Origin of the sequence: Micromonospora sp. CPM1, from assembly GCF_023896895.1 — a bacterium.
In the GTDB taxonomy this organism is placed as follows: Bacteria; Actinomycetota; Actinomycetes; order Mycobacteriales; family Micromonosporaceae; genus Micromonospora; species Micromonospora tulbaghiae.
Genome location: NZ_JAMHIU010000001.1, coordinates 442601 through 466135 on the forward strand (window position 1 = coordinate 442601; position 23535 = coordinate 466135).

Here is a 23535-nt window from a genome sequence, read left to right on the forward strand (position 1 = left end):
GCACCACCTCGGGAGGCCACCATGAGCCCGTCACTGACCGTCTACCAACAGCACCATCTCCGCGTCGTGTTCGACCACCACGTCGCCAACCTCTACCCGGCGATGGTCACGGCCAGCAAGGCCCACGTCGTCATGCTCGCCGAGCAGGGCCTGATCTCCGACGAGGCCGCCGCGACGATGCTGCGCGGCCTGGTCGCCCTCACCGGTGACCGGCCCGAGGAGCTGGAGTACGACGGCAGCGTCGAGGACGTCTACTACACGCTGGAGAAGCGTCTCGCCGCCGCGGCCGGCATCGAGGTGTCGCAGCTGAGCGTGCAGCTCGCGCGCAGCCGCAACGACCTCGACGCCGGCGTCTTCCGGATGGTGCTGCGCGACCAGCTGCTCCAGGTGCTCGACGCGCTGCTGGCCACCGGCCGGACCGTGCTGGACCGCGCCGATCGGCACGCCGACGTGGTGGTCACCGGCTACACGCACCGCCGCCCGGCCCAGCCGACCAGCATCGGGCACGTCTTCGCCGGTTACGCCGAGGCGCTCGCCGGTGAGGCCGCCGCGTACGCCGACCTGCTGGACGAGATGAACCGGTCGCCGCTGGGCTCCTGCGCCTTCGCCGGCACCGACCTGGACATCTCGCCCCGCCGCCTGGCCGACCTGCTCGGCTTCGACCAGCTCATCGTCAACTCGTACGAGGCGGTGGCCGGCGCCGACCACCTGGTCCGGGTCGCCACGCTCAACGCGCAGGCGCTCGCCACCGGCGCCCGCCTCGCCCGCACCCTGATGGACTGGCTGAGCTGGGGCTGGGTGGTCACGCCCGGCGAGTTCACCCAGGGCAGCAGCATCATGCCGCAGAAGCGCAACCCGGTGGTGCTGGAACACCTCGTCTCGATGGCCGGCGCCGCCGCGGCCGACGCGGCGAGCGTGCTCAACAACGTCGGCGCCGCCTGGTGGGAGGACTCGAACAACGCCACCACCGACGTGCAGTCCCGGCTCTGGGAGGGCGACGACCGGGCGTACCGGTTCTTCTCCCTGCTCGGCGGCCTGATCGAGAAGCTGGACCCGCAGCGCCCGCCGTCCGGCGAGGAGATCGTCGCCTCCGGCGCCACCACCACCGCGGCGGCCGACGCGCTGGCCCGCCACGGCGTGCCGTTCCGGGGCGCCCACTCGCTGCTCGGCCGGCTGGTCCGCGGCGGCGCGCCGGCCACCTGGACCGACGAGCTGGTCCGGTCCACCGCCGCCGACCTCGGTCTGACGCTCGACGACGCCGCGGTACGGGACCTGCTGGCCGCCGCGGTCCGCCCCGAACTCGTGCTGCGCCGCGCCCAGGCCAACGGCCCCGGCGAGGCGGCCGTCCGGGACCAGGTCGGACGACTGTCTACAATGCTCTACGCGGTGCAGGAGCGGGCGCAGACGTTGCGCGAGCGGCTGACCCGTGCCGACGCGGCTCTCGCCGAGGCGGTCGCGGCGAGGGTAGGCCCGTGACGGGGCGGCAGACGCAGCTGGCCGTGGTCGCGGACGTCGTGTCGCGGCGACCACGTGATCTGGACCGACGGCCCGAAGGGCGATCTGACATCACCATGGAACGACCGGCAAATCCACGCCTGCTCGGCATCGACTTCGGCGGCACCAAGATGGCGATCGGCGTGGGCGACACCGACGGCCGGCTGCTCGCCTCCGAGCGCCTGCCCACGATCGCCGAGCAGGGCGCACAGCAGGCCCTCACGCGGGCACTGGACCGGGCGTGCGAACTCGCCGAGCAGACCGGCGGCACGATCGTCGCGGCCGGCATCGCCTCGCCCGGCGTCGTCCACGACCACGGCATCGAACTGGCGCCGAACGTGCCCGGCTGGGAGGAGCTGCGGCTCGCCGACGCGGTCCGCGCCCACCTGAACCTCGCGCACGTGCGGGTGACGAACGACCTGAAGGCCGCCGCCTACGCCGAGCTGCGGCTCGGGGCGCTGCGCGACGCCGATCCCGGACTCGTCGTCGGGCTGGGCACGGGGGTCGCCGCGGCGGTAACCGTCAACGGCGAGGTGCTGCCGGGCCGTCACGGCGCGGCCGGCGAGATCGCCTACGGACTGACCGACCTCAGCTGGCCGCCCCGCCTGGAACCGATGCTGGAGGCGACGTTCTCCGGCCGGGCCCTGGACGAGCTGGCGCAGCGGCTCGGGGTGGACGGCCGGGCGGCCGGCCTGTGTGCCGCCGCGGAGCAGCCCGGCCCGGTACGCGATCAGCTCCGCCTGCGCGTCGACGAACTGGCCCGCCAGCTCGTCACGTGCTGCCTGCTGCTCGACCCCCAGCGGATCGTGCTGGTCGGCAGCGTCGCGGGCAACGACCTGGTGCGGGAGCTGCTGACCGAACGGCTCACCCACACGCTGCCGTACCCGCCGGAGATCGTGCTGTCGGACTTCGCGCAGGACGCCGCGCTGCTCGGTGCGCTCGTCATGGCCACCGAGGCCCAGCCCGCGGTGGTCTGAGCGGGCCGGGCGCCGGGCGGGGTGCGGTGGGGCGCCCCGCCCGGTCCGGCGGTGGCCGGATCACCTGCGGAACGCGGCTACCGCCTCCTGGATCGCCGGCCCGGTCGCCGAGGACGCCTGCGCCCACGACTCGAACTCCAGGGCGGCGGCGAAACCGGCCGTCTCCGCGGTACGCACCGACGTCTTGATGTCCCGGGCCAGCGCCGGGTCCAGCGCCGCCCACCGCCCGGCGCGCTCGTGCGCGGCCGCCAGCGGGTCGTCGGCGAGCGTCGCGGCGAGCCCGACGCGTACCGCCTCGGGTCCGTCCACGCTCCCGCCGTCGAGCAGCAGTTGCAGGGCGCGTTCCGGGCCGAGCGCCCGGGTGAGGAACCAGGTGCAGCCCCCGCCCGGGTGCAGGCCGAGCTTCGTGAACGAGGCGATCAGCTTCGCCTTCGGCCCGACGATCCGGGTGTCGCACGCCAGCGCCAGGTTCAGCCCGGCGCCCACCGCCGGTCCCTGCACCGCGGCGATCGTCGGGATCGGCAGCGCCCGTACCCGCAGGAAGCTGTCGTAGACGCGGTGCAGGTCGGCGCGGATCTCCGCGACGCCGCGGCCGGGCTCGCCGAACATGGCGGGCAGGTCGGCGCCCGCGCAGAACGCCGTACCCGCGCCGGTGACCACGAGCGTGCGGGCGTGCCGGTCGGCCGCCACCTCGCTGATCGCGTCGCCGAGCGCGTCGCGCATCTCCGCGTCGATGGCGTTGCGCCGGTCCGGGTCGTTAAGCGTGAGCGTCCAGCGCCCGTCGGCGTTGTCGAGTTGCACCTTGCTCATGAATCGGTCTCCTCATCGGTCAGCCAGGACCAGACGCCGGCGCTGCCGCGCGGCACCAGCGCCGCGCCCAGTGTCCGGGCCCAGAACTGCTGGGTGCCGTTCTCGTCCCGCCAGGACCAGAGCCTGCGGGTGGACAGGTGCAGCGGGTGCTCGCGGGTGACGCCCATCGCCCCGTGCAGTTGGTGCGCGCCCCGCGCCACGAGCGTCGCGGCCCGGCCGGTGAGCACCCGCGCGGCGGCGACCCGCAGCGGGTCCGGCCCGGCCAGCGCGGCGTCCAGCGCGGTGCCGGCCAGCAGCGTGTGCGACGTCATCCGGGCCAGCGTCTGCCCGACCGCCTGGAACGCCAGCAGCGGCCGGCCGAACTGCTCCCGTGTCGTCACGTGCCGCCGGGTGTGCTCCACAGCGGTCTCCAGGGCGCCGGTCAGCGCGGCGGCGGTCAGCAGCGCCGCCTCGGCGCGTACCGTCCCGGCGGGCGCGGCACCGGTGAGCCGCATGCCGTCGGTGACCGGCACGTCGAACGTGACGTCGTCGCGCGGCTCGGCGGCCAGGTTGTGGCCGGGGGTGACCCGGAGGCCGGGGTGGCCGGCGGGTACGGCGAACGCCTCGTCGCCCGCGTACACCAGCAGCGTCCGCGCGGCGGCGGCCCACGGCACGTGGGCGGCGGTGCCGCGCAGCCGCCCGCCGGCCACCGCGACCCCGTCGCCGGCGACCACCGTGGCGACGCCGTCGGTCAGGCCGCGACCGGCGGCGGCGAACTGCCGGGCGGCCAGCACGGTCTCGGCCAGCGGCAGGGAGACGCCGTGGCGGCCCATCCCGCGTACGAGCGCGGCCAGGTCGGTGAGCGTGCCGCCCGAGCCGCCCGCGCCCTCCGGCACCGACACGCCGGTCCAGCCCAGCCCGTGCACGGTGGACCAGAGCGCGGGCAGGCCGTCCGGGTCGCCGCCGTGCCCGCCGAGCACGTCGTCGGCCAGCTCCCGCAGCTCGTCGCCGCCGCGCCGGGGCGCCCGGGCCGCGCCCTTGGCGATGATGGTGCGCAGCACCTCCGTGGTGCCGCCGCGGATCGAGAAACCCGGGGCGGCCAGCAGCCCCTGGGCGAGCAGCCCGGCCGGTCCGTCGCCGTCGGGGTCGGGCTCGACGTCGAGCACGGTACGGGCGATCTCGTTGACGTCGGCCTCGAACTCGGTGCCCAGGTCCTTCAGCACCGCCGCGGCGTGCACCGGGGCCTGGCCGGCGTCCAGCTCACCGGCGATGCGCCAGGCCAGGCCGCGCAGCCCGGCCAGCCGGGCCAGCGCCTCGCCCAGCGCGGCGTCCGCGTCCCGCCGCGCGGCGCACGCGTCGACGGTGGCGGCCAGCAGCGGGTACGTGCTCAGCACCCGCTCCATCCCGCCGCGCTCGAAGGACAACTGCTCGGTGACCTGCGTCCAGCCGTTGCCGGCGGTGCCCAGCACGTGGTCGCCGGGCACGTGCACGTCGTCGAAGACGACCTCGTTGAAGTGGTGCTCGCCGCGCAGGTCGACGATCGGCCGGACGGTCACGCCGGGCGCGGACATGTCCACGATCAGCTCGGTCAGGCCCTCGTGCCGGTCGCCGCCGGTGCCGGTGCGGCACAGCACGTACGCGTGCGTCGACCGGTGCGCGTGGCTGGTCCAGATCTTGCCACCGGTGAGCCGCCAGCCGTCGCCGTCCGGGCGGGCGGTGGTACGCACCGAGGCGAGGTCGCTGCCGGACTCGGTCTCGCTCATGCCGAGGCAGAACGTCACCGCACCGGCGGCGATCGCCGGCAGGTACCGCTCGCGCAGCGCGGGGGAGCCGTACCGCAGGACGGCCGGTCCGATCTGCCGGTCCGCGATCCAGTGCGCGGCCACCGGCGCCCCGGCGCGCAGCAGCTCCTCGGTGACCACCAGCCGCGCCCGGTTCGAGCGGGCCTGCCCGCCGTACTCGCGCGGCCAGGTCAGGCCGATCCAGCCCCGGTCCGCCAGCGCGCGGCTGAACTCCGTGTCGTACGAGCGCAGCCACGCGTCGCACACCGGCCGGAACCGGTCGCCGTCGCGCCACTCGCCGACCAGGTCCCGCACCTGCCGGCGCAGCTCACCGAGATCGTCGTCAGTCATCCTCTGTCCGTTCCCTTCGCCACTGAGTAGCCGCGTACGGCGGCCTGCCGCAGCACGTCCACGGCCGCGGCGCGCTCGGCGGTGCTGACCGGCGGCCGGGGCACCGCGTCCTCGACCGGTACGCCGAGCGCGGCCAGGTGGTCGCGCAGCACCTCGCCGTCCGCGGTGACCTCCTCCAGCCGGGGTTCGGCGCCGAGCCGCACCACGCCCCACCGGGTGTGCAGCCGCACCAGCGCGTCCGGCGCGGGCGCGGCGGTCACGTGCTCGACCGCCCGCGCGATCCGGCGCGGATCCCGGGCGCCGTGCAGCAGCACCAGTTCCCGCGCCGCAGCCGCGATGTCGGCGGCACCACCGCCACCGGGCAGCCGCACCGTGGGCCGCTCCCGGGGGCCCAGGTACGACGAGTTGATCCGGCCGCGCAGGTCGACGTTGCCGGCGTCGAGCACCACCCGGTCGAACCGGTGGCCCATCGCCAGCAGCACGTCGGCGGTGCCGCCCAGCCAGCCGAACCCGCCGGCGTACGCCGGGTAGTCGGTGGTGCTGGTCGGCACGTCGGCGCCGGGCCGGTGCGCGCTGGCACCGGCCTCGAAGACCTGGCTGAACGGTTCGCCGGGCAGTGCGTACGCGCACTGGCCGGCCAGCACCGGCCAGTGGAAGCCGGTGAACACCCACCCGCCGCGGCGGAACTCCCGCGCCGCCCGGACCAGGAAGTCCGCTGTGGTCACAGCACCTCCTCGGCGAGCCACCGCCGGAAACCGTCGACCGTGGCCGAGCAGCGGGCATACCGCTCGTACGCCTGCACGTCGCGCGGGTACCGGCCGACCGCGCCGTCGGGGCGTACCGCGCCGGGGGACTCGACCACCGCGTCGACGAGCAGCCCGGGAATGCTGATCCCGGCGGCGCGTACCGTCTCGGCGTCGGTGACCTGCTCGGCGACGAGCACGGTGCGGCGGGCCGCCTGGGCGGCGACGAGCACCTCGCCCAGCGGGCCGCGGATCACCCCGTTGCCGTCGGTGTCGGCCAGGTCGACGTGGACGAACGCCACGTCGGGCCGCTCCGCGCGGACCACCCGGGCCGCGCCGAACGCCGAGTCCACCCGCGACAGCCGGCCCCGGCTCCAGTCCTCGTTCACGTAGCCGGTTCCGGGCAGGTCCGGCACCGGCATGAACGGCACCCGCCAGGCCCCGGCCGTCAGCGCGGCGGTGAGCAGCCCGAGGCTCAGCTCGTGCAGCGTGACACTCGTGTCGCCGTCCTGCGCGGCGCGCCGGAAGTTCCACGCGGGCGCCGGGCCGACCGGGCTCCAGCAGTGGCCGTATGTCGCCGACCGCAGCACCCCGGCGCCGAGCAACTGGTCCATCAGCAGCCCGCCGGAGGCGATCACCACGTCCACGTCCCGGATCCGCTGCCGGATCATCTCGTGGCCCACGGCGAACAGCTGCGCGCCGAAGTTGCCCAGGTAGACCCGCCGGCCGGGGCGTACGTGCTCGGCCACGACGTCGGCGAGGGCGCGGCTCACCGGTACGCCTCGGCCAGCATGTGCAGCCCCGGGCCCAGGTGCGCGCCGCCGTCGAGCTGGATGAGCTGGCCGGTCATCATGGCGGCGGCCGGTCCGGCCAGGAACGCCACCAGCTCGGCGACCTCCTCGACGCGGGTCGGGCGGCGCAGCGGCGTGGCCCGGTCCACCAGGTTGTCCCGTACGTGCCGGTCGGCCTCGGCGTCGAGCGCGGCGGTGAGCACCGTGCCCGGTCCGAGGCAGTTGAGCCGGATGCCGTCGGCGGCCCACTCCAGCGCCAGCGTGCGGGTCAGCCCGAGCACGCCGGCCCGGGCGGCGACGGCGTGCGCCATGCCCTGCCCGCCGCGTTCCACACCGGACAGGGACATGCTCACCACCGCCCCGCGGGCCCGCCGCAGGTACGGGTACGCGGCGGTGGTGAGGTGGAAGACGCTGGTCAGGTTCAGGTCGACGACTGCCGCCCAGCCCCGCGCCGAGATCCGCGTGGCGGGGGCGAAGAACTGCCCGCCGGCGTTGTTCACCAGCAGGTCGATGCCGTGCGCGTCACCCACCTCGGCGATGGTCGCGGCGGCGCGGTCGTGGTCGCGGACGTCGCAGACCGCGTACGTGTAGCGCCCGTCCCCGGTGGCCGCCTCGCCGGTGATCGCCTCGCCGGTGGCGGCGAGCGTGTCGGCGTGCCGGCCCAGCCCGGTGACGTGGGCGCCCAGCTCGACCAGGCGCACGGCGACCGCCCGGCCGATGCCGCTGCCGGCGCCGGTGACCACGGCGTGCCGCCCGGCGAGCACACCCGCGCGCAGCACGCCCACGCCGGTGTCGTCCGCCCGCGTCACCGGGCGGCCCTCGCCTCGCCGATCGCCTGCCGCCGCAGCAGTTGCGCCGGGCGGTAGCGGGGGTCGCCGAACGCGTCGGCCATCGACCGCAGCGCCTCGTACACGGTCACCGCCCCGGCGGACCGCAGTGTCTCGAACGGGCCGCGCGGATGGTTCATCGCCAGGCGCAGCGCCACGTCCACGTCGTCGGCGGTGGCGGTGCCCTCCTCGACCACTGTGGCTGCCTCGTTCACCAGGCAGTGGGCGAGCCGGTCGCCGACCAGGCCGGGCAGCGCCGGCACCCGCACCGACGGCGCGCCGAGGTGGTCCAGCAGCCGGTCGACGAAGCCGGGGACGGCGATGCCCGCGACCGGGTCCTCGACCACCTCGGCGAACACGGCGTCGTCGGCGCGCCGGTGCAGCCGGATCCAGCCGACGTCGGCGGGCAGCACGTCCGCCCAGCCGGCGTCGGAGCTGTCCAGCACCACGTTCTGCCGCGCCGCCAGCCGGGCCAGCTCCGCCACCCGCTGCGGGGTCGGCGCGCCGAGGCCGACCACGCGGGGCGCCGGGCCGTTCGGCGGCCCGGGTTGCCGGACGACCCGGGCGTTGGCGTCGCGCGGCGGCTCGGCGGCGTAGTCGTAGAAGCCGCGACCGGCGGCCTTGCCGGTCAGGCCGGCCCGGACCAGGCCACGCACCTGGGGGATGGGCCGGTAGCGGGGGTCGCCGAACTCGCGCAGCGCGGTCTCCGAGGAGGCCAGGTGGGTGTGCAGCCCGGTGAAGTCGAGCAGTTGCAGCGGTCCCATCGGGTGCCCGAGCGCGCCCCGGGCGACCGCGTCCACCACCGCCGCCTCGACGCCCTGCGCGAGGAGGAGCTGCGCCTCGTAGTACAGCGGCCGGCAGACCCGGTTGACGATGAAGTTCGGCGAGTCCCGGCACACCACTGCGGTCTTGCCGAGCGACTCCACGAGCGCCAGCGCCCGCCGTACGGTCGCCTCGCCGGTGGCCGCGCCGACGATCACCTCCACCAGGCGCATCCGGGTGGGCGGGTTGAAGAAGTGCAGCCCGAGCAGGCGTTGCGGGGCGCCGAACGCGCGGCCCATCTCGTTGACGCTCAGCGACGAGGTGTTGGAGGCGACGAGCAGGTCCGGGCCGCCGGCGGCGGCGACCCGGGCGAGCAGGTCGCGCTTGGCGGCCATGTCCTCCACGATCGCCTCGATCAGCACGTCCGCGCCGGCCAGCGCGGTCTCGACGTCGGCGGCGGCGTCGAGGTCGCCGGTGGCGCCGTCGGCGCGGATCCGCTCCAGGCCGGCGCGGCCCAGCTCGGCGGTGGCGTCGACGACCCGTACGGTGTGCCCCGCCGCGGCGAGGACCTGCGCGATGCCCCGGCCCATCGGGCCCAGGCCGACCACGACGGCGATCACCGGGTCATCCGCTCGATCACGGCGGCGATGCCCTGCCCGCCGCCGACGCACAGGCTCGCCACGCCGTACCGGCCGTCGCGGCGGGCCAGTTCGTGCAGCAGCGACACGACCAGGCGGGCGCCGCTCTGGCCGGTCGGGTGGCCGAGGGCGATCCCGCCGCCGTTGACGTTCACCCGCTCCTCGTCCAGGCCCAGCGCGCGGACGTTCTGCAGGATCTGCGCCGCGAACGCCTCGTTGATCTCGAACAGGTCGACGTCGCCGATGGTCAGCCCGGCCCGGCGCAGGGCCAGCGGGATCGCCTCGGCCGGTCCGACGCCCATCATCGTCGGGTCCACGCCGACTGCCGCGAACCCGACGATCCGGCCCAGCGGGGTCAGCCCGTGCCGCCGTACCGCCTCGCCGCTCGCCACCACGACCGCCGCGGCGCCGTCGGCCATCTGGCTGGCGTTGCCGGCCGTGACGGTGCCGTCGCCGGTGAACGACGGGCGGAGCCGGGCGAGCCGTTCCGGTGTGGTGTCGGGGCGTACCGTCTCGTCGCGGTCCAGCTCGTCCAGCGGCAGCACCTCCTGCGCCATCGCGCCGGACTCCCAGGCCCGGGCCAGCCGCTGGTGGCTGCGCGCCGACCAGGCGTCCTGGTCGGCGCGGGACACGCCGAACTCGCGGGCGACCTTCTCCGCGGTCTCGCCCATGCTCATGCCGCAGATCGGGTCGGTGCCGCCGTCGCGCCAGCCGTCCTGGAGCAGGACGTCGCCGCGCCGCACCCCGTCCCACCGCAGCGTATACGGCGCCAGGTACGGCATCGTGCTCATGCTCTCCGCGGCCACCGCGAGCGCCACGTCGGCCTCGCCGGACCGGACCGACCGGTGCGCGAGCTGCACCGCCTTGAGGCCGGAGGCGCAGGCCATGTTGATCGTCTGCGCCGGTGCCGGCACCGGCACGCCCGCCGCGAGCGAGATCTGCCGGCCCGGGTTCGGGCCGTTGCCCGCCTGGCGGCAGTTCGCCACCACCGTCTCGTCCACCGCCTCGGCGGGCACACCGGCCCGCGCCAGCGCCTCGGCGCCGGCGAGCCCGCCCAGGCGCACCACCCGCACGTCGCGCAGCGCGCCGCCGTACCGGCCGTGCGGGGTACGCACGGCGCCGACCAGGAACGCTTGCCTGTCCATCACGGAGCCTCTCGGTCGGCGCGTACGACGCGCTTGCTCTTGTGGGTGCTGCGCGGCAGCGCGCCCTCGGCAACGGTCTCCACCACCGCGCGCACGGTCAGCTCGGCGCGTACGGCGTGCGCCAGCTCGCGGGCCACCCGCTGGTCGTCGCCGGTCACCTCGACGCGCAGCTTGATGCCGGTGAGGTAGCCGGTCGCCGGGTCGGTGACGTCCTCGTCGAGGACGATGAGGTATTCGCCGCAGGTGCCGGGCGTGGCCCGGACGACCTGCTCGACGGCGGACGGGAACAGGTTCACCCCGCGTACCACGAGCATGTCGTCGGCCCGGCCGACGACGCCGCCCGGCAGCCGGGCGAGCGTGCGCCCGCACGGGCAGGCGGTGCTGTCGCGGACCACCACGTCGCCGGTGGCCCAGCGCACCAGCGGCGTCGCCCGCTTGTCCAGGTGGGTGAGCACCAGCAGGCCGGGGGTGCCGTCGGGCACCGGCTCGTGGGTGTACGGGTCGAGCACCTCGGCGTACGCGAAGTCCTCGGCCAGGTGGCCGCCGGCCTGTTCCTCGCACTCCCAGGCGATCGGCTGGAACTCCAGGCTGCCGTAGCCGTCGAAGCACTTCGCGCCCCAGCGCTGCTCGATGTGCGCGCGGGTGGCCGGCACCCCGGCACCGGGCTCGCCGCCGACCTGGATCCGCCGCACCGGCGAGTCGCGCAGCGGGGTGCCGGCGCGTTCCGCGGTCTCGGCCAGGTGCAGCATGAACGACGGTGTGCCGCCGACGGCTGTGGTGCCGTACCGGAAGATGGTGTCGATCTGGCGTTGGGTGTCGCCGGAGCCGGCGGGCAGCAGCGTCACGCCGATGCGCTGGTAGCCGGCTGTCGCGCCGAGCCCGCCGACGAACCAGGCGTAGCTGAACAGGCACTGGTACACGTCCGTGTCGCGGACGCCCTGGCTGTAGGCGGCCCGCGCGTACAGGTCGGCCCAGCGGTCCAGGTCGTGTGCGGTCCACAGCACCGGCGTCGGGTTCGAGGTGGTGCCGGAGGAGAAGTGCACCCGGCGACGGTCGGCGACCGGCGCGGCGACGGCGCTGCCCCAGGGCGGGTGCGCGGCCAGGTCGGCCACGTAGTCGGCCTTGCCGACCAGCGGCAGGCGGCGCAGGTCGGCGAGTTCGCGCACGTCGCCCGGGTGGAAGCCGAGCGCGTCCCACCGGGTGCGGTAGAAGCCGCTGGCGTCGTACACGTAGGACAGTTGCGCCTTCAGCCGGGTGAGCTGGTACGCGGCCAGCCGCTCGCGTGGCCACGTCTCGGCCTCGTGCCAGTGGCGCTCGGAGAACGGCCCGGTCATCGCGGGCTCCGGCGCAGCCCGCCGACGATGAAGTCGGCGTACTCGTCGGCGAGCCGCTGCCGGGTGTTGTAGTCGCCGCGCTGCGGATCGTACCAGAGGCTGATCCAGTTCAGCGCGCCGAGCAGCGGCTTGGTGGCCAGCCGGCTGTCCACCTCGCGGAACACCCCGGCCTTCCGGCCCTCGTCGATGACGTCGGCGAAGATCTGCTCGTACCGGTCGCGCATGGCGATCACGGTCTCCAGGGCCTGCTGCTGGGCGGGCGCCTCGCCGAGGCGGCGCATCTCGACCGCGCGCATCGCCACGCGCTGGAACGAGTTGCGGGTCATCATCAGCCCGGCGTGGTGGTGCGCCATCCGCCAGAGCCGGGTGGCCGGGTCGAGGCCGCCGTTGCCGGCGATCGGCTCGATCCCGTCGATCAGCTCCTGCATGCCGGTGGTGACGATGTCCAGGAAGACGTCCGCCTTGGCCCGGTAGTAGTGGTAGACCCGGCCCTTCGTGGCGCCCATCTCGCGGGCGATGTCGTCGATGGTGGTTGCCGCGTACCCGTTGCGGGTGAACGCGGTGGCGGCGGCCTCCAGGATGTCCCGCCGGCCGGGGGCGGGCGGGCGCGTGGTGGTGTCGTCGTCGGCGGTCATGCGGTGGTCTCCGGTGCGGTGGTGTCGGGTACGACGGCGAGCGGGCGGATCGGCGAGCCGGTGCCGCCCCGGATGGACAGCGGGGTGGCGATGAAGAAGAAGTCCCCGACCTGCTCGGCGGCCAGTGGCGCGAGGTTCATCGCCTCCATGATCGGTACGCCGTGGTCGACCAGCAGGTGGCAGTGCACCGCCAGCGCGGGGCTGGGCATGTGCTCGAACGCGATGGTGTCCGCGCCTGCGGCCACCACACCGTGGTCGGTGAGCCAGCGCGCGCCGCTCAGGTCGACGCCGGGCGCGCCGGTGGCGACACCGAGGTACGCGGCGTTGTCCGTCCACTTCTCGTCCCAGCCGGTACGCACCAGCACCACGTCGCCGGGGCGGGGGCGGGGCCGGTCGGCGAACCAGCGCTCGAACAGTTCCGCGCCGACGCCGTCCGCGGGTGTCAGCGGCCGGCCGAGCGCGACTGTCGCGTCCACCAGGTGACCGGGCGCCAGCATCGGCGGCAGGTCGTGCACCGACACGTCCGGCACCCCGTCGGCGTACGACTGGCTCGCGGTGACGTCCACGCCGCCGTACACCTTGCCGAGCCGGGAGACGTGGGCGAGCCCGTCGACGTGGGTGCCCACGTGCCCGCCCGTGGTGATCATCTCGGCGGCGGCGGAGACGCCGTCCGGGTACATGATCTCGCCGTGCCGCTTGGTGAGCGTGAAGCTGTACGGCGGGTGGTTCGGGTGGTGCGGGATGCCCGTGTACATCTGCTGCGCCAGGTCGAACACCCGGGTCGAGCCGGACACGGGCCAGTCGACGCTCAGCCGCCAGGACGCGCTCATGCCGCCACCGACGCCTTGATCGCCCGGCCCAGCACCAGCCGCTGGATCTCCGAGGTGCCCTCGTAGATCTCCAGGATCCGCTGGTCCCGGTAGAGCCGTTCGGCGGGGCAGGGCTTGCAGAAGCCGTCGCCGCCGAACACCTGCACCGCCGTGTCCACCGCCCGGTGCGCGACCTCGCTGGCGTACAGCTTGGCCATCGCGCCGAGGACGCCGACGTCGCCGCCCTCCTGATGGGTCCGGGCGGCCTCGAAGGTGATCATCCGGGCGGCGGTGATGCCGGTGGCCACGTCCGCGAGCGGGAACGAGATGCCCTGGTTGTCGATGATCGGCCGGCCGAACGTCTCCCGCCGGACCGCCTCCCGCGACGCGACGTCGAAGCCGGCCAGGGCGACGCCGAGCGACTGGGCCGCGACGCTGATCCGCCCGGCCGACAGCGTCTGCATGGCCAGCCGCATGCCCCGGTTGAGGTCGCCGAGCACGTCGCCGTCGGGCACCCAGGTGTCCAGCTTGAGGTTGCTGGTGAGCGTCCCGCGGATGCCCATCTTGTCCTCGTACCGGTCGATGACCACGCCGTCGGCGTCCTTGTCCACGAGGAACGCGGTGATGCCGCGGGTGCCGGCCTGCGGGTCGGTGAGCGCGAAGACCACGTAGTACCGCGAGGCGCCGCCGTTGCCGATGTAGATCTTCTCGCCGCGCAGCCGCCAGCCCGCGCCCTCGCGTTCGGCCGTGGTGCGGATGCGGGCGGCGTCGCTGCCGGCGCCCTCCTCGGTCAGCGCGAAGCTGATCGCCTCGCCCTTGGCCAGCCCGCCCAGGTAGCGCTCGCGTTGCGCGGGCGTGCCGGCCAGCATCAGCGGCGTGGCACCCAGCGCGTACGCGGTGAGGATCGCGCCGGTCGACGGGCAGGCGCGGGAGACCTCCTCGATGACCGCGCAGGCGGTCACGAACGACGTGCCCTGCCCGCCGTGCCCGCGTTCCACGAGCAGCCCGGCCAGCCCTTCCTCGACGAGCACCCGCACGCTCTCCCACGGGTAGCGCTGCTCCCGGTCGAGTTCCTCGGCCAGCGGCGCGAAGTGGCGCGCCGCCACGTCCCGGGCGAGGTCGCGCCAGTGGCGTCCCTCGTCGTCCAGGCGTGGCTCCCAGATCACGGACACGTGGTGCCTCCCGGTTCTCCGGCGCGGGCCGGTCGCTGCGCGCCGCGCCATACCGTTGCGTATGTCGAGATGTCTAGGCGGTGCTCGTTGCCGGTGTCAAGCGGATCCCGGATGCTATTTTCCCTTGTGTTCCCGGCTTTTCGCGACGATGGCTCGGATCTTGACGACATACCGAAGAGTATGTTCGCCTGGTGTGGACGACAGGGAGGTGATCCGTGGAACCCGTCGGTTACGCGGTACACGACGCCGTGGCGGTCGCCACGATCGACCGGCCGCAGACCCGCAACGCACTCAGCGCCGACGTCCTGCGCGCGCTCGCCGCGGCGATGGACCGGGCCGACGCCGACCCGGAGGTGCGGGTGCTGGTGCTGACCGGCGGCCCGCGGCTGTTCGCCTCCGGCGCCGACATCCGCGAGCTGCGCCGCACGTCCCCGGCCGACTACCTGCTCTCCGAGCGGCTGGAGTGCTGGAACCGGTTCGCCCGCTTCGGCAAGCCGGCCGTCGCCGCGGTCGCCGGATACGTCCTGGGTGGCGGGTGCGAGCTGGCCATGACGTGTGACGCGGTGGTCGCCGCCGACTCCGCCGTGTTCGGCCAGCCGGAGATCAACCTCGGCATCATCCCGGGCGCGGGCGGCACCCAGCGCTGGGCGCGCGTCGCCGGGCGGTTCCGGGCCGCCGAGCTGGTCCTCGGCGGCCGGCTGGTGGACGCCTGGACCGCGCAGCGGATGGGCCTGGTCAGCCAGGTGGTGCCCGCCGAACGCGTGGTCGAGGCGGGGATCGCGCTGGCGTCCTCGATCGCCGCCCGCAGCCCGGTCGCGGCCCGCCTCGGCAAGCAGGCCCTGCGTACCGCCGAGGAGGTCGGCCTGACCGCCGGCCTCGCCCACGAGCGTTCGCTGCTGCTGACGCTGCTGTCCACCGACGACCACATCGAGGGCATCGACGCGTTCCTGGAGAAGCGTCCGGCCCGCTTCACCGGCCGATAGGAGAGACACGTGACGCAGGTACACGAGGCCACCGACCCGGGCGCCGGCGAACGGCTCGGCCCGGCCGCCCGCGCCGCCCTGCTCGACGCGCTCAAGCAGCACGCCCGTACGCCGGGCGAGCCGCTGCTGATCCGCGTCCGGGGCGACGCCTGGCGGCACGAGCCCGACGACCTCACCCAGCCGGTCGTACGCGGACAGCTGCACGAGCTGGTGCTGCGGGTGCACGCCGCGCCCGGCCCGGTGATCGTCCACGTCGACGGCGCGGTACGCGGCCTCGGGCTCGGCCTGGCGCTCGCGGCGGACCTGCGCGTCGCCGCGCCCACCGCCACGTTCGGCGCCGGCTCGCCCGCGGCGTTCCTGGCCGGCGGCGCCGGCCGGCTGCTCGCCGGTGTCGCCGGCACCGGTGTGCTGGCACACCTGGCCTGGACCGGCGCCACGCTGGACGCCGAGGAGGCGCTGCGGCACGGCCTGGTCGGCTCGGTGTCCGCCGACCCGGACGCCGGGGCCGCGCTCGCCGCGCGGGTCGGCGCGATCGGCGCGGGCACGGCGTCCGCGCTCGCCCGTGCGCTGCGCGGCCGGGACCGGCCGGAGCTGACCGACGCGCTGGACTACGAGTCCTGGCTGGCCGGCGTCGGGTGAGCCGGGGCGGGGGACCGCCGCCCCGGCGGTCCCCCGGGCCCCGTGCCGGAGCATCAGGCCACGGCGTCCAGGCCGGCGCGTGCGACCTCCATGTCCTGCGTGTAGTGCCCGCCGCTGACCCCGATGCCGCCGATCACCGCGCCGTCGGCGGTGATCGGGTAGCCGCCGCCGAAGACCACGAGCCGGTCGATGCCGGCCGGCGCGCCGGTGGCCAGCGGCGCGTCGTCCTTGATGAAGTCGTACCAGCCGTCGGTGGGCATGCCGAAGCCCGCAGCCGTGTACGCCTTGTCCTGCGCGACCTGCACCGACAGCAGCGCGGCGCCGTCCATCCGGGCGAACGCCTTCAGCACGCCGCTCTCGTCGACGACGGCGACGACGCAGGGCAGCGCCATCTGCTCGGCCTTGGCGACGGCGGCGGCGAGGATCCGCTGCGCGGCGCCGATCGTGACGGACGTCTTGGTGTAGTGGGACATGGGACTTCCTTTCGTGGTGGTGGGTGGGGCAGGGCTCAGACCACGCCGGCGGCGCGCAGGCGGGAGATCTCGTCGCCGTCGAGTCCGGCGACGTCGCGGAGCACCTCGTCGGTGTGCTCGCCCAGCTCGGGCCCGACGCGGCGGATGCCGCCGGGCGTCGCGGTCAGCTTCGGCACGACGTTCTGCATCGGGAACTCGCCCAGGTCCGGGTGCTCCAGCCGGACGATCGCGTCCCGGGCGGCGAAGTGCGGGTCGGTGAGCATCTCCTTGGCGGTGTAGATCCGCCCGGCGGGGACACCGTGGCGGTGCAGGAGGTCCAGCAGCTCGTCCCCGGCGAACCCGGCGCACCACTTGGCGATCAGCTCGTCCAGCTCGCGCTGGTTGCGGCCGCGCGCGGTGTGGCCGGCGAAGCGTGGGTCGGCGGCCAGCTCGGGCTGCGCCATCGCCTCGGCCAGCCGCCGGAACACGGTGTCCTGGTTGGCCGCGATCACCACCATGCCGCCGTCGGAGGCGACGTAGACGTTGCTCGGCGCGATGTTCGGCAGGATCGAGCCGGTGCGTTCCCGGATGTAGCCGCCGATCGCGTACTCCGGCACCAGCGACTCCATCAGCGCGAGCACCGACTCGTAGATGGCGCTGTCGACGATCTGGCCCCGGCCGGTCGCCTCGGCCACCCGCAGCGCGCCCATCGCACCCACCGCGGCGAACGTGCCGGCCAGCGAGTCACCGATGCTGATGCCGACCCGGCTGGGCAGCGAGTCGGGATCACCCGTGGTGTAGCGGATGCCGCCCATCGCCTCGCCGATCGAGCCGTAGCCGGCGCGTTCGGCGTACGGTCCGGACTGCCCGTACGCCGACACCCGCACGATCACCAGCCGTGGGTTGATGTCCCACAGCACCTCCGGGCCGACGCCCCAGCGCTCCAGCGTGCCGGGCCGGAAGTTCTCCACCAGGACGTCGGCCTCGGCGGCGAGCCGGCGCAGCACCTCCTGCCCCTCCGGGACGCGCAGGTTGAGGGTGACCGAGCGCTTGTTGCGCCCGAGCACCGGGAACCACAGCGACTTGCCGTACGGGCGCTCGCGTCCCCACTCGCGCATCGGGTCGCCCCGGCCCGGCTCCTCCAGTTTGATCACGTCGGCGCCGAGGTCGCCGAGGATCTGGCCGCAGAACGGCCCGGCCAGCAGGACCCCGGCTTCGATCACGCGCAAGCCGGACAACGGGCCGCGGGCATAGTCGTTCATGTCGTCCCTGTTCTCTCGTCGGTCGTTCCGGTGGTGCGGGTGGAGGTCAGGCGGGCACGGCGTGCGGCCGGGCCTCCGGTTCGGGTTCCGGCGCGGGGGAGTGCCGCTGGGTGCGCTGGCGGATCCAGCCGAGCGACACCGCGCCGAGCAGCGTGACGCCGAGCAGGATGTCGCCCAGCGGCAACGGCATGCCGCGCAGCCGGAAGATGTTCAGCACGATGCTCAGCGAGAGCAGGCTCAGGAACGCCGTCATCGGGCTTCCGTGCCCGCCCCCGGCGAGCCGGAACCCGGCGATCAGCAGCGCGCCGTAGACGTACAGTTCGGTGCCCTCGCCGAGGGTGATCGCCGACGCGCCGGTGCGCATCACCTGGACGCAGCCGGCCACCGCCGCGGCGGTGCTGGTCAGCACGAACAGTGCCAGCCGGACCCGGCCGGCCCGGATGCCGGCGCGGGCGGCGACCACCTCGTCGCCGCCGGTGGCACGCAGGTGGGTGCCCCAGCGGGACCGGCGGACCAGCGCGCTGCACACCAGCGCGAGCCCCAGCACCACCAGCACGGGCACCGGCAGCGGCCCGATCGTGGTCTTCAGCGCGGTGCTGAGCTCCGGGGTGTACGCGGCCACCGAACTGCCGTCGCTGATCACCTTCGCCAGGCCGCGGGCGGCGACGAGCATGCCCAGCGTGGCGATCAGCGGCCAGACGCCGAACACCAGCGCGAGGCTGCCGTTCGTGAGCCCGGCGAGCAGCCCGGTGCCGAGCGCGGCGAGCACGCCGACCTGCCACGAGCCGGAGGCGGTGTAGACGGTGGCGTAGACGACCGCGCCGAGGCCGAGGACCGAGCCGACGCTGAGGTCGGCGACGCCGCCGGTCATCGCCAGGCTCGCCGCGAGCAGGACGATCGCCGGGGCGAGCATGTCGCCGAGCATGCTGGAGATGTTGGCGCGGGTGGCGAAGTCGGGCGCGAAGCTCAGTGCGGCGGTCACGGCGACCACGAACAGCAGCACGCTCGTGGTGGACGGGCGGCTGAGCAGGGCGGCCCATCCGGGCCGGGTACCCGTGGTCGTCATGGCGTGCTCCTGACGCTGTTGACGGCGAGCGCGACCGCGAGCACGACGCCCTCGACGACCGGTTGCCAGCTGGACGAGACCCCCCACGTGACGATCGCCGTGGGCAGCGTGTTGAGCAGCAGCAGCGCGAAGGCGACGCCGACGAAGCTGCCGCGGCCGCCGGTGAGCGCCATCCCGCCGAGCAGCAGGATCGAGATCACCCGGAACTCGGTGCCGGGGGTCAGCGTGGACTGGACGATGTCGCCCTGGGACGCGAGGACCAGCCCGGCGAGGCCGGCGATCAGCCCGCAGAACACCAGCGCGCCGGCCTGGATCCGGTCCGGCCGCAGGCCGCGGACGAGCGCGGCCTGCCGGTTGCCGCCGACCGCGACGAGGTGCCGGCCCAGCCGGGTCCGGCCGGCCACGAACGCGACCGCGGCGAGCAGCACCAGCATGATCCAGAAGACCCGCGGTACGCCGAACAGGTCGCCGGCGACGTGCCGGCGCAGGAAGCTGTCGCGCGGGATCGGCACGAACTCGATGAACAGCCTGGTGGTGCCGCTGACCAGGAACATCGTGCCGAGCGTGGCGACGATGGGGTGGATGCGCACGCGCACGATCAGCGCCGCGTTGACGACGCCGATGAGCGCGCCGAACACCAGCACCGCGACCAGCACCAGGGCGAACGGCGTGCCGTCGGTCAGCAGCTGGGCGGCGATCAGCGCGGCGGCCACCGCCGTCACGCCGACGGACAGGTCGAACTCGGCGCCGCTGAGCATCACCAGGCTGACGCCGACGACCAGGACGCCGATGAACGCCATGTTGAAGGCCACCGCGATGACGGTCTGGTGGGACAGGAAGGCCGGCGACTTCACGGCGGTGGCCAGCACCAGCGCCACCCAGAGCGCGGCCAGGGCGAGTGTGGCGCCGTGGCGGCGGAGCAAGGGAAGACCCGTGCTCCGCCGGACGGCTGCCTGCGGGGCAGACACGGACATGGTCAGGTGCTCACTTGCCGAGCCCGTACGTCTCGGTACCCGCGGGACAGTACTGCTCGGCGGCAGACTTGGCCGGGGCGTCCTTGGCGTAGAGCGCGTCGATCCGCTCCTTGAGCGGCGGGATGGACGACACCGCGTCCTTCGGGAACGCGCAGACCGGGTTGAACAGCGCGTTCGGGTCCTTCGGCGAGTCGACCACGGGGATCTTCTCGCCGCCGACCATCCGGTCGAGGATCGTGTAGATCTGCTTGGCGTAGCCCTCGTACCAGAAGGCGGTCGAGCCGCCGAGTCCCGGCGTGTCGACCCCGAACAGCATGAGGTCGGCGCCGAGGCCGTAGCCGTAGATCTCACCGGCGCGGCTGAGCTGCTCCGCGGCGTTGATGGTGCCGATGATCATGTTGTCGTTGCCGCCGAGCGCCAGGATCTTCTTCGCGTCGGGCTTGGAGACCAGGATGTCGCGCGCGACGCCCTGGGCACCGTCCGGCGTCGTCGGCGAGTTGCGCCGGGTGATGACGCCGTCGATGTCCGGGCAGACCTCCTTGAGTCCCTTGAGGATGCCCTCGGTGCGCAGCAGCGCCACGTCACCGGACTCCTCGTTCTCCAGCACCGTCACGAGGTCCGGCTTGCAGCCCCACTTCTCCTTCGCGTACGTCCCGCCGGCCCGGCCGGACAGCCGCCCCGACTCGACGTTGTTGATCCCGAAGAAGTGCGCGCCCGGGTGGGCGATGTCGATCGCGATGACCGGGATGCCGGCCTTGTTGAAGATGTCCATGATCTGCGGCGCGACCTTGCCGTCACCCTGGAACTCCACGACGTGGGTGACGCCGCGGGAGACCATGGTCTCGGCGTTCGCCACAGCGGTCGGCCCGTCCCGGTCGTTGTTGAGCACGAGGATCTCCCACCCGCGCTTCTCGGCCTCCTTGCGCATGCCGACGTCGATGGCCCCCAGCACAGGGCTGGCCGGCTCGGCGAAGTTGGCGAACCCGATCCGGACGTCCTTGGCCTCCATGGCCTTGCCCTCCGTGGGGGCCGCCGGGGCCGCCCCCTCGGTGGAACACGCCGCCGTCATGCCCAGCGCGACGACGAGCGCGGCACTCGCGAACGATCTGCGTCTCACTCTGATCCCTTCTCTCGGGCTTGCTTCGGCCGGTGCGGCCGGTGTCAGGACTCGGTCACCGGCGCGGCGGGCGCGGCACCGGTGATCAGCGCGACGATGTCGCCGGAGGACGCCTCGGCGGTGGTCAGCTCGCCGACCGTGCGTCCCTGTCGCATGACCGTGACCCGGTCGGCGACGCGGAAGACGTGTTCGAGGTTGTGCGCGATCATCAGGACGGCGATGTCCTGCTGCTTGAGCGCGGTGATGATCTCCAGGACGTGCCCGGACTCGGTGACGCCGAGCGCCGCTGTCGGCTCGTCGAGCATCACGATGTTGCGGCCCCACATGGTGGCCCGCGCGACGGCGAGCGCCTGGCGCTGTCCGCCGGACATCGAGGACACGTGCGAGGACAGCGAGGGCAGCCGGGCGCCGATACGGTCGACGGCCTTCTGCGTCCGCTCCGCCATCGCCCGGCGGTCCACCAGGCGCAGCAGCCGGGACATCGGGCCGCGGCCCAGCGGTTCCCGGCCCAGGAAGACGTTCTCCGCCGCGCTCATCGAGTCGATCAGCGACAGGTCCTGGTAGACGGTCTCGATGCCAGCGTCGAGCGCGTCGGCGGGGCCGGCGAACCGGCGGGGCGCGCCGTCGACCAGGATCTCGCCGCGATCCGGCGTGACCACGCCGGCGAGCGTCTTCACCAGGGTCGACTTGCCGGCGCCGTTGTCGCCCATCAGCGCCATGACCTCGCCCCGTCGCAAGGTCAGCGACGCGTCGCGCAGGGCCCGTACGGCGCCGAAGCTGCGAGCGATGCCGCGCGCCTGCAGGACCGGTGTGGTGGTGGGGGATGGGACCTCGTCCCGGCGGCGCTCGACGTCCCCGGGACGAGGGACTGCCGCTGCCTGCTCTGTCATGGCGAGAGAGTCAAGCAATGTATGCAATCACTGTCAAGGATTCGCGGCAAGGTGACGTCTGTGGTCCCGGTCGGCGGGTCTGGTTCGACCCGACGTGTCGAGAAAATCGGGACAACTACGAGGTAGAGGCTCCGTTCGGGGTGCATGGTGGCCTCTCTCGTCAACGACAGGACCGTCTTGACCGCTCCGAACTGCGCCCCTATGTTGTGTACATTCTTGGGCCGATGGTGGCCGCGATCACATACCGCGCACTGCCGCGACGGGCGGCCGGCGCGGTGACCGGCCGCGCCCGTCCACCGCTCGTCGCGCTCCCGTCGACAGGAGAACGGAGTTGACATGATCAATGGGATGGTCGTGGTGGACGGTGTCGTCCACGGGTACGACTTCCGGCCCGGGAACCGGGCGCCGCACTGCTCTCAGGCCGCGTACGACGGCATGGTGAACGCGCTGTACCGCATCGGGCACACCTCGGTCGAGTCGGCGGCGCCCGGCTACCTGATGACGCGGGACGAGTTCACCGCCGGCTGGACCGCCGAGGAACTGGCGGACATCGTGTTCGTGGAGAGCGCGGTCGACGTGATGATCTACCACGGCGTGGAGATCGACGGGTTCTTCGACGGCGGCGCCTCGCCGTACGAGCTGGGCCGCGAGCTGAAGCGGCGGTACCCGGACCGGGTGCTGCTGTTCGCGCCGGTGGACCCGCTGCGCGGCCCCGCGGAGCTGGACCTGATGCAGCAGCGCGCCGAAGAGGACGACATCGACGGGTTCAAGTTCTACCCGACCAACGGGCTGATCGACCCGGAGGTGAACTCCTCGAAGCTGATGCTGCTGGACGACCGGGAACTGGCGTTCCCGTTCCTGCAGAAGGCGCTCGACCTCGGCGTCACGCACATCGGCGCGCACAAGGCGGTGCCGGCCGGGGCCGGTCCACGGGTGCTCAACCACGTCGACGACGTGACCTGCGCGGCGATCGCCTTCCCGGGCCTGACGTTCGAGGTGGTGCACAGCGGCTGGGCGTTCCTGGAGGACTGCGCGCTGCAACTGCGTACGCACCCGAACATCTGGGCGACGATCGAGTCGGTGTCGAACATGATCGTGCGCAAGCCGCGCCGGTTCGCCGAGATCGTCGGCATGCTCATGATGCACGGCGGTACGGATCGCATCATGTTCGCCACCGGCGTGCCGTCCGCGCACCCGCAGCCGATCATCGAGGCGCTGACGACGTTCGAGATGCCCCGGGACCTGGTCGAGGGGTGGGGCTTCCCCGAGTTCACCCCGGATCTGCTCGCCAAGCTGATGGGCGGCAACGCGCTGCGTCTGCACGGCCTGGACGAGAGTGCGGTGCGCGCGGCGGTGGCGGGTGACGAACTGGCCCGGCGGCGCGAGGACTACCTCGCGCACGCGCCCCGGCCGTGGGCGCTGCACCGGGAACGGCTGGCCGCATGAGCGGCGTGGACACGGTCGCCGCCGACCTGCGGTCACGCCTGCTGACCGCGTGCAACACCGTGTACGACCCCTGCGGGCTGGGCGTCGGCCGGCGGGTGGGCATCGTCGACATGGGGCTGGTACGCGACGTGCGGGCGTGCCGCGAGCCGGACGGCCGGTTGCGGGTGACGCTCGACCTGATCACCACCGGTCCGTTCTGCATGTACACGCCGTTCTTCGAGCAGAGCGTGCGCCGGGAGATCGGACGGGTGGCGCCGGAGGTCGACGACGTCGAGGTCGAGTGGGGTGACAGCACCGACTGGTCCGAGGCGCTGATGACCGCGCACGGCCGAGCGATCCTGCGCATCGGGCGTTCCGCGGCGCCTGTCCGCTGACGCGTACCCCGAGAGCTTCACGTCGGAAAAATACAATTTCTCCGCCCGGTCGGGGCGAAAGCGCCTCCCAGTGGGCTGGCGAAA

General features: G+C 73.9%; 23 protein-coding genes. 6 read left to right on the top strand and 17 right to left on the bottom strand.

Translation table 11 applies throughout. The annotated features are described in order from the left end of the window. The first annotated feature begins 21 nt into the window (after positions 1 to 21). Both M8C11_RS01580 and M8C11_RS01585 read left to right on the top strand, forming a co-directional pair. Positions 22 to 1476: an argininosuccinate lyase gene (locus M8C11_RS01580; protein ID WP_252447939.1), complete on the top strand. Its 1455-nt coding sequence runs from the start codon at positions 22 to 24 to the stop codon at positions 1474 to 1476. A 95-nt stretch (positions 1477 to 1571) separates the two neighbouring features. Continuing rightward, positions 1572 to 2471: an ROK family protein gene (locus M8C11_RS01585; protein ID WP_252447940.1), complete on the top strand. Its 900-nt coding sequence runs from the start codon at positions 1572 to 1574 to the stop codon at positions 2469 to 2471. Between the two features lie 60 nt (positions 2472 to 2531). Here M8C11_RS01585 and M8C11_RS01590 read toward each other — a convergent pair whose 3' ends face one another. Genes M8C11_RS01590 through M8C11_RS01640 form a run of 11 tightly spaced genes read right to left on the bottom strand, consistent with a single transcriptional unit; the run spans position 2532 to position 14248 of the window. Continuing rightward, entirely contained in the window at positions 2532 to 3281 is a 750-nt protein-coding gene (locus tag M8C11_RS01590) for an enoyl-CoA hydratase (RefSeq protein ID WP_252447941.1), read from the bottom strand. Then, positions 3278 to 5392 carry an acyl-CoA dehydrogenase family protein gene (locus tag M8C11_RS01595; protein ID WP_252447942.1) on the bottom strand — a complete coding sequence of 705 codons (2115 nt, stop codon included), beginning with the start codon at positions 5390 to 5392 and terminating at the stop codon, positions 3278 to 3280. The genes M8C11_RS01590 and M8C11_RS01595 overlap by 4 nt, the downstream gene beginning before the upstream one ends. Further along, a complete protein-coding gene (locus M8C11_RS01600) occupies positions 5389 to 6117 on the bottom strand; it encodes a co-chaperone HscB (RefSeq protein ID WP_252447943.1) in 729 nt (242 codons plus the stop codon). The genes M8C11_RS01595 and M8C11_RS01600 overlap by 4 nt, the downstream gene beginning before the upstream one ends. Further along, positions 6114 to 6908, bottom strand: coding sequence for a CoA transferase subunit A (locus tag M8C11_RS01605; RefSeq protein ID WP_252447944.1), 795 nt, complete (start codon positions 6906 to 6908; stop codon positions 6114 to 6116). Before M8C11_RS01605 ends, M8C11_RS01600 begins: the two co-directional genes overlap by 4 nt. Beyond that, positions 6905 to 7735 carry an SDR family oxidoreductase gene (locus M8C11_RS01610; RefSeq protein WP_252447945.1) on the bottom strand — a complete coding sequence of 277 codons (831 nt, stop codon included), beginning with the start codon at positions 7733 to 7735 and terminating at the stop codon, positions 6905 to 6907. The genes M8C11_RS01605 and M8C11_RS01610 overlap by 4 nt, the downstream gene beginning before the upstream one ends. After that, positions 7732 to 9135 carry a 3-hydroxyacyl-CoA dehydrogenase NAD-binding domain-containing protein gene (locus M8C11_RS01615; RefSeq protein WP_252447946.1) on the bottom strand — a complete coding sequence of 468 codons (1404 nt, stop codon included), beginning with the start codon at positions 9133 to 9135 and terminating at the stop codon, positions 7732 to 7734. Before M8C11_RS01615 ends, M8C11_RS01610 begins: the two co-directional genes overlap by 4 nt. Then, a complete protein-coding gene (locus tag M8C11_RS01620) occupies positions 9132 to 10298 on the bottom strand; it encodes a thiolase family protein (RefSeq protein WP_252447947.1) in 1167 nt (388 codons plus the stop codon). Before M8C11_RS01620 ends, M8C11_RS01615 begins: the two co-directional genes overlap by 4 nt. Then, on the bottom strand, positions 10298 to 11632 hold the full coding sequence (locus M8C11_RS01625; protein ID WP_252447948.1) for a phenylacetate--CoA ligase family protein: 1335 nt from the start codon (positions 11630 to 11632) through the stop codon (positions 10298 to 10300). Before M8C11_RS01625 ends, M8C11_RS01620 begins: the two co-directional genes overlap by 1 nt. Then, entirely contained in the window at positions 11629 to 12267 is a 639-nt protein-coding gene (locus tag M8C11_RS01630; protein WP_252447949.1) for a TetR/AcrR family transcriptional regulator, read from the bottom strand. Before M8C11_RS01630 ends, M8C11_RS01625 begins: the two co-directional genes overlap by 4 nt. Beyond that, a complete protein-coding gene (locus tag M8C11_RS01635; RefSeq protein ID WP_252447952.1) occupies positions 12264 to 13097 on the bottom strand; it encodes a cyclase family protein in 834 nt (277 codons plus the stop codon). The genes M8C11_RS01630 and M8C11_RS01635 overlap by 4 nt, the downstream gene beginning before the upstream one ends. Next, positions 13094 to 14248: an acyl-CoA dehydrogenase family protein gene (locus tag M8C11_RS01640; RefSeq protein ID WP_252447956.1), complete on the bottom strand. Its 1155-nt coding sequence runs from the start codon at positions 14246 to 14248 to the stop codon at positions 13094 to 13096. The genes M8C11_RS01635 and M8C11_RS01640 overlap by 4 nt, the downstream gene beginning before the upstream one ends. 215 nt (positions 14249 to 14463) lie before the next feature. Between M8C11_RS01640 and M8C11_RS01645 the strand changes: the two genes are divergently transcribed. Together M8C11_RS01645 and M8C11_RS01650 are read left to right on the top strand one after the other, a co-directional pair. After that, positions 14464 to 15231, top strand: coding sequence for an enoyl-CoA hydratase-related protein (locus tag M8C11_RS01645; RefSeq protein WP_252447958.1), 768 nt, complete (start codon positions 14464 to 14466; stop codon positions 15229 to 15231). 9 nt (positions 15232 to 15240) lie between these two features. Next, on the top strand, positions 15241 to 15870 hold the full coding sequence (locus tag M8C11_RS01650; RefSeq protein WP_252447960.1) for an enoyl-CoA hydratase/isomerase family protein: 630 nt from the start codon (positions 15241 to 15243) through the stop codon (positions 15868 to 15870). Between the two features lie 53 nt (positions 15871 to 15923). Here the strand turns inward: M8C11_RS01650 and M8C11_RS01655 are convergent, their stop codons facing one another. From M8C11_RS01655 to M8C11_RS01680, 6 genes are all read right to left on the bottom strand, one after another. Continuing rightward, positions 15924 to 16343: a heme-binding protein gene (locus tag M8C11_RS01655; RefSeq protein WP_252447961.1), complete on the bottom strand. Its 420-nt coding sequence runs from the start codon at positions 16341 to 16343 to the stop codon at positions 15924 to 15926. A 35-nt stretch (positions 16344 to 16378) separates the two neighbouring features. Next, complete coding sequence (locus M8C11_RS01660; protein ID WP_252447962.1) at positions 16379 to 17584, bottom strand: CaiB/BaiF CoA-transferase family protein; 1206 nt, start codon at positions 17582 to 17584, stop codon at positions 16379 to 16381. Positions 17585 to 17630: 46 nt separating this feature from the next. Then, a complete protein-coding gene (locus M8C11_RS01665) occupies positions 17631 to 18650 on the bottom strand; it encodes an ABC transporter permease (protein WP_252447963.1) in 1020 nt (339 codons plus the stop codon). Then, complete coding sequence (locus M8C11_RS01670; protein WP_252447964.1) at positions 18647 to 19573, bottom strand: ABC transporter permease; 927 nt, start codon at positions 19571 to 19573, stop codon at positions 18647 to 18649. Before M8C11_RS01670 ends, M8C11_RS01665 begins: the two co-directional genes overlap by 4 nt. Before the next feature lie 61 nt (positions 19574 to 19634). Next, positions 19635 to 20741 carry a sugar ABC transporter substrate-binding protein gene (locus tag M8C11_RS01675; RefSeq protein ID WP_252447969.1) on the bottom strand — a complete coding sequence of 369 codons (1107 nt, stop codon included), beginning with the start codon at positions 20739 to 20741 and terminating at the stop codon, positions 19635 to 19637. A gap of 44 nt (positions 20742 to 20785) precedes the next feature. Beyond that, on the bottom strand, positions 20786 to 21631 hold the full coding sequence (locus M8C11_RS01680) for an ATP-binding cassette domain-containing protein (protein WP_252447973.1): 846 nt from the start codon (positions 21629 to 21631) through the stop codon (positions 20786 to 20788). Between the two features lie 336 nt (positions 21632 to 21967). On the opposite strand from M8C11_RS01680, the gene M8C11_RS01685 reads away from it, so the two are divergent. Both M8C11_RS01685 and M8C11_RS01690 read left to right on the top strand, forming a co-directional pair. Further along, positions 21968 to 23077: an amidohydrolase family protein gene (locus tag M8C11_RS01685; RefSeq protein ID WP_252447978.1), complete on the top strand. Its 1110-nt coding sequence runs from the start codon at positions 21968 to 21970 to the stop codon at positions 23075 to 23077. Next, entirely contained in the window at positions 23074 to 23451 is a 378-nt protein-coding gene (locus M8C11_RS01690) for a metal-sulfur cluster assembly factor (RefSeq protein ID WP_252447983.1), read from the top strand. The genes M8C11_RS01685 and M8C11_RS01690 overlap by 4 nt, the downstream gene beginning before the upstream one ends. Positions 23452 to 23535 lie beyond the last annotated feature (84 nt).

Coding starts and splice junctions, on each gene's coding strand:
- M8C11_RS01580 (WP_252447939.1), top strand. CDS start 22: ATGAGCCCGTCACTGACCGTCTACCAACAGCACCATCTCCGCGTCGTG.
- M8C11_RS01585 (WP_252447940.1), top strand. CDS start 1,572: ATGGAACGACCGGCAAATCCACGCCTGCTCGGCATCGACTTCGGCGGC.
- M8C11_RS01590 (WP_252447941.1), bottom strand. CDS start 3,281: ATGAGCAAGGTGCAACTCGACAACGCCGACGGGCGCTGGACGCTCACG.
- M8C11_RS01595 (WP_252447942.1), bottom strand. CDS start 5,392: ATGACTGACGACGATCTCGGTGAGCTGCGCCGGCAGGTGCGGGACCTG.
- M8C11_RS01620 (WP_252447947.1), bottom strand. CDS start 10,298: ATGGACAGGCAAGCGTTCCTGGTCGGCGCCGTGCGTACCCCGCACGGC.
- M8C11_RS01625 (WP_252447948.1), bottom strand. CDS start 11,632: ATGACCGGGCCGTTCTCCGAGCGCCACTGGCACGAGGCCGAGACGTGG.
- M8C11_RS01630 (WP_252447949.1), bottom strand. CDS start 12,267: ATGACCGCCGACGACGACACCACCACGCGCCCGCCCGCCCCCGGCCGG.
- M8C11_RS01635 (WP_252447952.1), bottom strand. CDS start 13,097: ATGAGCGCGTCCTGGCGGCTGAGCGTCGACTGGCCCGTGTCCGGCTCG.
- M8C11_RS01655 (WP_252447961.1), bottom strand. CDS start 16,343: ATGTCCCACTACACCAAGACGTCCGTCACGATCGGCGCCGCGCAGCGG.
- M8C11_RS01660 (WP_252447962.1), bottom strand. CDS start 17,584: ATGAACGACTATGCCCGCGGCCCGTTGTCCGGCTTGCGCGTGATCGAA.
- M8C11_RS01665 (WP_252447963.1), bottom strand. CDS start 18,650: ATGACGACCACGGGTACCCGGCCCGGATGGGCCGCCCTGCTCAGCCGC.
- M8C11_RS01680 (WP_252447973.1), bottom strand. CDS start 21,631: ATGACAGAGCAGGCAGCGGCAGTCCCTCGTCCCGGGGACGTCGAGCGC.
- M8C11_RS01685 (WP_252447978.1), top strand. CDS start 21,968: ATGATCAATGGGATGGTCGTGGTGGACGGTGTCGTCCACGGGTACGAC.
- M8C11_RS01690 (WP_252447983.1), top strand. CDS start 23,074: ATGAGCGGCGTGGACACGGTCGCCGCCGACCTGCGGTCACGCCTGCTG.